7 protein-coding genes are annotated in these 5124 nt (G+C 49.3%); 5 read left to right on the top strand and 2 right to left on the bottom strand.

The window, feature by feature from the left end; genetic code table 11:
* The 5 genes from IO95_RS10570 to IO95_RS10550 form a co-directional block, all read left to right on the top strand.
* Nucleotides 1-861 (top strand): hypothetical protein (locus tag IO95_RS10570; protein WP_235186761.1); only part of this gene is annotated, 861 nt, incomplete at its 5' end.
* A gap of 507 nt (nt 862-1368) precedes the next feature.
* Nucleotides 1369-1755 (top strand): ArsC family reductase, encoded by a 387-nt coding sequence (locus IO95_RS10565; RefSeq protein ID WP_023492621.1) that lies wholly within the window; start codon nt 1369-1371, stop codon nt 1753-1755.
* Nucleotides 1752-2879, top strand: a complete 1128-nt coding sequence (gene dapE, locus IO95_RS10560; protein WP_023492620.1) for a succinyl-diaminopimelate desuccinylase — start codon at nt 1752-1754, stop codon at nt 2877-2879. The genes IO95_RS10565 and dapE overlap by 4 nt, the downstream gene beginning before the upstream one ends.
* Nucleotides 2876-3550 (top strand): M15 family metallopeptidase, encoded by a 675-nt coding sequence (locus tag IO95_RS10555; protein ID WP_023492619.1) that lies wholly within the window; start codon nt 2876-2878, stop codon nt 3548-3550. Before dapE ends, IO95_RS10555 begins: the two co-directional genes overlap by 4 nt.
* A gap of 2 nt (nt 3551-3552) precedes the next feature.
* Complete coding sequence (locus tag IO95_RS10550) at nt 3553-3738, top strand: YpfN family protein (protein WP_023492618.1); 186 nt, start codon at nt 3553-3555, stop codon at nt 3736-3738.
* A 27-nt stretch (nt 3739-3765) separates the two neighbouring features.
* On the opposite strand, the gene ypfH is transcribed toward IO95_RS10550, so the two are convergent.
* Both ypfH and IO95_RS10540 read right to left on the bottom strand, forming a co-directional pair.
* Nucleotides 3766-4458: an esterase gene (ypfH, locus tag IO95_RS10545; RefSeq protein ID WP_023492617.1), complete on the bottom strand. Its 693-nt coding sequence runs from the start codon at nt 4456-4458 to the stop codon at nt 3766-3768.
* 449 nt (nt 4459-4907) lie between these two features.
* Nucleotides 4908-5124 (bottom strand): hypothetical protein (locus IO95_RS10540; protein ID WP_037385225.1); only part of this gene is annotated, 217 nt, incomplete at its 5' end.

The following is a 5124-nucleotide window of genomic DNA, read 5'->3' as shown; positions in this document are numbered from 1 at the left end:
GGTACGCGTACCTTCTGGAAGTCACGTAATATTCCGATGGCTCAGATTGATCTTGGTGGTCGTTTAGGTCAGTTGAATGTTTTTTCAATTCACGCTGGCTGGTGGAATGATAATGAAGAACCTTTTCAAGGTCAGTTCAATCGCCTGACTGCCTGGGATAAAGAACTCAAAAAGCAGAATGTAAATACGCTTTTTTGTGGAGATTTCAATCAAGTTGCTGCGACTAAAGCGCAGCAGTTTATTACTAATGGAACGGGGTATTCTGAACAGTATGCCCTGGCAAACCCTGATGGCTTGCTTGACCCGACCATTGGGGGCACGATAGATGGCTGGATCGGTGACGTCGGCAAACGGATTGACTTTCTGGTGATCAATGATGACAGTCCCTTTGAAGTCAAGCAGAGTCAGCGCATTTTTACGCAGGGTTCTTTTGGGCGTGTATCTGATCATACCGGTGTCTATGCGCAGTTTGGCTTAGCGGACCGAAAGCCAGAACTGACTGAAGGCAGTGCACCATACCAGCTCTATCTGGTGGGTAGCCATACAGGTAAGCAAGCTTATAGAGGAAATCGCTTTGAGCACCTGGAGGGCGGAAAATACCGCCTAGTAACACGGTTGGGTGCCGCTCAGGAAGATCCTGAAGCGGAGTTTAAAGCTCATCGGCTGTATCTGACGGATCAGACAGGACGTTTATTAAGCCTAGGCAGTCCTCAAGCTGGAAACCGGCTCGAATTATCCACACCGGTGACCTTGGTTGAAAACAGTAGTGAAGGTTTTATGTTTGAAAGCGAACAGGCGGGGTTGTTTCAATTCGATCTTGATTACGACGCCAAAACGCTTACCGTTAGTCAACTAGATTAAAAACCTGAGTTGAACGGGTCATTTCAGGCATAACACCCAGCCTGCCAGTAGCGCACGTATCTCTTGCGTGCGCTACCCTACCGTCTATTCACATGATTGTTGAAACAGCAAAATTGTTGCAACAGCAAAAAATTCTTCATTAAACTGAAATTATTTGCTTACCCCAGCTTCCCCGTGTTTTAATATTATTTAAAATCAAATGGTTATTTAATGATTCCAGTGCAACGCTGCGTGAGCGGGAGCGCCCCTATAAGTCATGAGTAAACCTTTATCTTTCCTTCAACCAAACGAGTAAAAAACTTCCCCAAGCCAGAGGTATCTTCCCTATGCTGACCTTTAAATGCCGACCTCCCCTTGTCTACAATCAGCTCATAGTTATCTGGATCTCAGCCCCGTTTTACCGCATTATCTTTCGTATAACTCAATAGCATAGCTTCTTGACGGGATATGCCGTCACTATCAGCTTGCTTTTCCTTACTGATTCAAAGAGATAGGTAGCACTTTCGCATGGTAGATATGGACTCAAAAAGTTTGTTTACGCTCTATGGCATCAAAAATTGTGACACCATAAAAAAAGCACGCCGCTGGCTGGAAGAACAGGGGGTTGCCTATCAATTTCACGACTACCGTGCAGATGGGCTGAATGAGCCTCTGCTGCGGGATTTTGTCGCTCGGTTGGGGTGGCAAGCGCTCTTGAATACCCGTGGCACCACCTGGCGCAAGCTGGATGAAGCTCAGCGTAATGGCTGCGATAACGCGGATAGCGCGATTGCCATAATGCTGGAACAGCCCGCCATCATTAAACGCCCCCTGCTGGATGATGGTCATGGCCATGCCCTGCTGGGTTTCAGTAGCGAAAGTTATCAACAATTTATTTCCGAGGTTAATGCATGATTTGCCCTGTTATTGAATTAGCGCAACAACTTATTAAGCGCCGATCTCTCAGCCCACATGATGAAGGCTGCCAGGAAATCATGATTTCCCGCCTCAAAGCCAGCGGTTTTACCATAGAACCGATGAACTTCGGTGATACGCAAAATTTTTGGGCCTGGCGTGGTCAAGGCACTACGCTGGCATTTGCCGGTCATACTGATGTGGTGCCCTGCGGTGATGAAAAGCAGTGGGATAATCCCCCTTTTGAGCCGGTTATTCGTAATGGCATGCTCTATGGCCGTGGTGCCGCCGATATGAAAGGCTCATTGGCTGCCATGGTGGTGGCGGCCGAGCGCTTTGTGGCGGCAAATCCTGATCATCAAGGCCGCCTGGCATTCCTGATCACCTCGGATGAGGAAGCCAGCGCCATCGATGGTACCGTCAAAGTGGTGCAAGCCTTGATGGACCGTGATGAACGTCTTGATTATTGTCTGGTGGGCGAACCCTCCAGTAATAAACAGGTTGGGGATGTGGTAAAAAATGGTCGCCGAGGCTCCATTACCGCTAATCTGCAGATCCATGGTATTCAAGGCCATGTCGCCTATCCACATCTGGCAGATAACCCGGTTCATCGCGCGTTACCCGCCCTCAATGAGCTGATTGCCATAGAGTGGGATCAGGGCAATGAATTCTTCCCCCCCACCAGTATGCAGATTGCCAACATACAAGCAGGTACCGGCAGCAACAACGTGATCCCAGGTGAGATGTCGGTACAATTTAACTTCCGGTTCAGCACTGAAATCACCGACACCATCATCAAACAGCGCGTACACGAGCTGTTGGATCGTCATCAATTGAACTACAGCCTCGACTGGTGGCTGTCGGGTCAGCCATTTTTAACCCAACGTGGCGCGTTGGTGGATGCGGTGGTCAAGGCGGTGGAACATTACGCAGAGATAACCCCCGAGTTATTGACCACCGGCGGGACCTCCGATGGCCGCTTTATTGCCCGAATGGGTGCCCAAGTGGTGGAACTGGGGCCGGTTAATGCCACCATCCACAAAGTGAATGAGTGTGTTAATGCGGCGGACCTTCAATTACTCAGCCGTATGTATCAGCGGATTATGGAGCAGTTAGTCGCATGATTAGCGCAGAGATGATCACCGGGCGCTCGACAGAACATCTGGCAGTACTCAGCGGTCATCATCGCTTGCAACCGGCTGCGGTGGTGGCATTTCAAGCCATGCAACTGGCCGCAAAATCAGCGGGTTTTGATCTGCAACCTGCCAGTACCTTTCGTGACTTCGATCGGCAACTGGCTATCTGGAACGGCAAGTTCTGTGGTGAGCGGCCGGTCGTAGATCAACAAAGCCAGCCGTTGGATATCTCGCCACTTTCCACCGCTGAACGTTGCCAAGCCATTTTACACTGGTCTGCCCTGCCGGGGGCCAGTCGCCACCACTGGGGCAGTGATCTGGATATTTACGATCCATCACTGCTGCCCGCAGGGCAAAAACTGCACTTGGAACCATGGGAATATCAACAAGGTGGTTATTTCTTTCCACTCAATCAGTGGATAACGGCACATATGGCTGAATTTGGTTTTTACCGCCCATTTAGTGGAAATGGCGGCGGGGTTGCCATGGAACCGTGGCATTTGAGTTATCAACCGCTGGCACAACAGGCTGAACAGCTATTGACCCCCGAGTTGCTACTGGCGGCCTGGCAAGGTAAAGAGGTTGCAGGGGCATCCTGGCTTGAAAGCCATCTACCCTTGATATTCGCACGTTTTATACACCCACCGAGTGAGGGATAAATATGCATTGGTTAGCGGATTACTGGTGGATTATCCTGATCCTACTGTTTGGCATGATCCTTAATGGGATCAAAGAATTACGCCGTCTTGATCATAAGCAATTTCTGGCCCACAAGCCGGAGGTACCTCCTCATCGGGATAATAATGCCCAATGGGATGATGACGAAGACTGGCCGAAAAAGCCCTAAATGATGGGCGCATAATGCGCCCAAGCCTTAATATTTAAAGGCAATCAAATCACCTTTTTTGCCTGACATCGCCTCTTGCCAGTAATGCTGTGGCACGTAGTAATGTAAACGTGACAAAGCATTGTCCATCATCCCCTGGTTGATGCCATGCCCAACACCAGGCTCGATATCCAAAGTCACATCACTGCCCAGCGCCTTTAAACGGGCTTCCGCTGCTTGTGCATGCTCCAAAGCAATCACGCTATCCGTTTCGCCATGAACAAGATGAACCACGCTTTCCCCAAAATGGGCATCGGGCAATTGGGCAAAACGGCCACTAAAAGCAACCACTCGGCCAGCCAGTTTGGGTTCAGCTTTCATCGCTTCCAATGACATAATCGAACCCTGAGAGAACCCGACTAAGGCGGTTGCCGCATCACTCACTCCGCTGTGTAATTGCCAATAACGCACCACTTCAATAAACTTTGGCATCACCTCAGCAATACGCTGTAGACGGTTTTCTTCCGTGATCCCTTGAACCGAAAACCACTGGCGGCCATTGCCATTATCACTAACAAATGGGCCACCGATGCTGACCACTAAGGCTTGGGGGAATTCTTTGGTAAAGTAACTGCCGATCTCCCCCATTGCCCTGGGGTTATCCCTCACACCATGAAACAACAAAATCAGTTGCTCCGCCGGTGTAGCAGGACTCTGGACAACAAAATGTTCGTGTTTCATGGTGACTCCTCAGATTCAATCAATGCCCTTGGTTTGCGGCAACTGTCGCTCAATATACTCTGCTGAACCATCGAGAAAATCGGGTTTTATTGAATAACTCGTTCCATTTATTGCAACGATTGTGACCACTGTTGCGAAGCACGAGCGTTATTGAGTGATGGGTAATCGCTTTTTGTCACCAACGGACATCAAACTTCCTTCTGGTCGTTAAAGAGTGGCGATTGTACCGACGTATTTGATAACTTCGAAGCCCATTATTATCACCGCAACCACCAAGTACTCCTAGAGGTTCCCCCTCAAATGATCAGGATCCAGGAAATAGCCTGATAACGACGCTCCATCACTCCCTGTTGGCTGAGCCGTTCACTTGGTGGTCAGTGTAGCTTCCCGCTATTTCACCCCATTGCCATTCAAGGTGCGGTTCGAATAGAAATGAGGATAGCCCTTATTTAGGGTTTAGGTAAGGCAGACACTAAGAAGTTGACCCCACTGGTATTTTTACCGTTGTCATCATAGAACGATACCCCCAACATCACGCTGGTAAATAGACCTCCGTTTACTGGTAACATCATCGAGTTGGGCGTTAAAATACCGTTATCGATCATATGCGGATAATTAGCTATGAGCAGCTGCTGCCGGGCCATTACCTCCCCCACAGTACCCCCC

It is taken from the genome of Serratia sp. DD3 (genome assembly GCF_000496755.2).
This window is presented reverse-complemented; position numbering and strand designations above follow the sequence as displayed.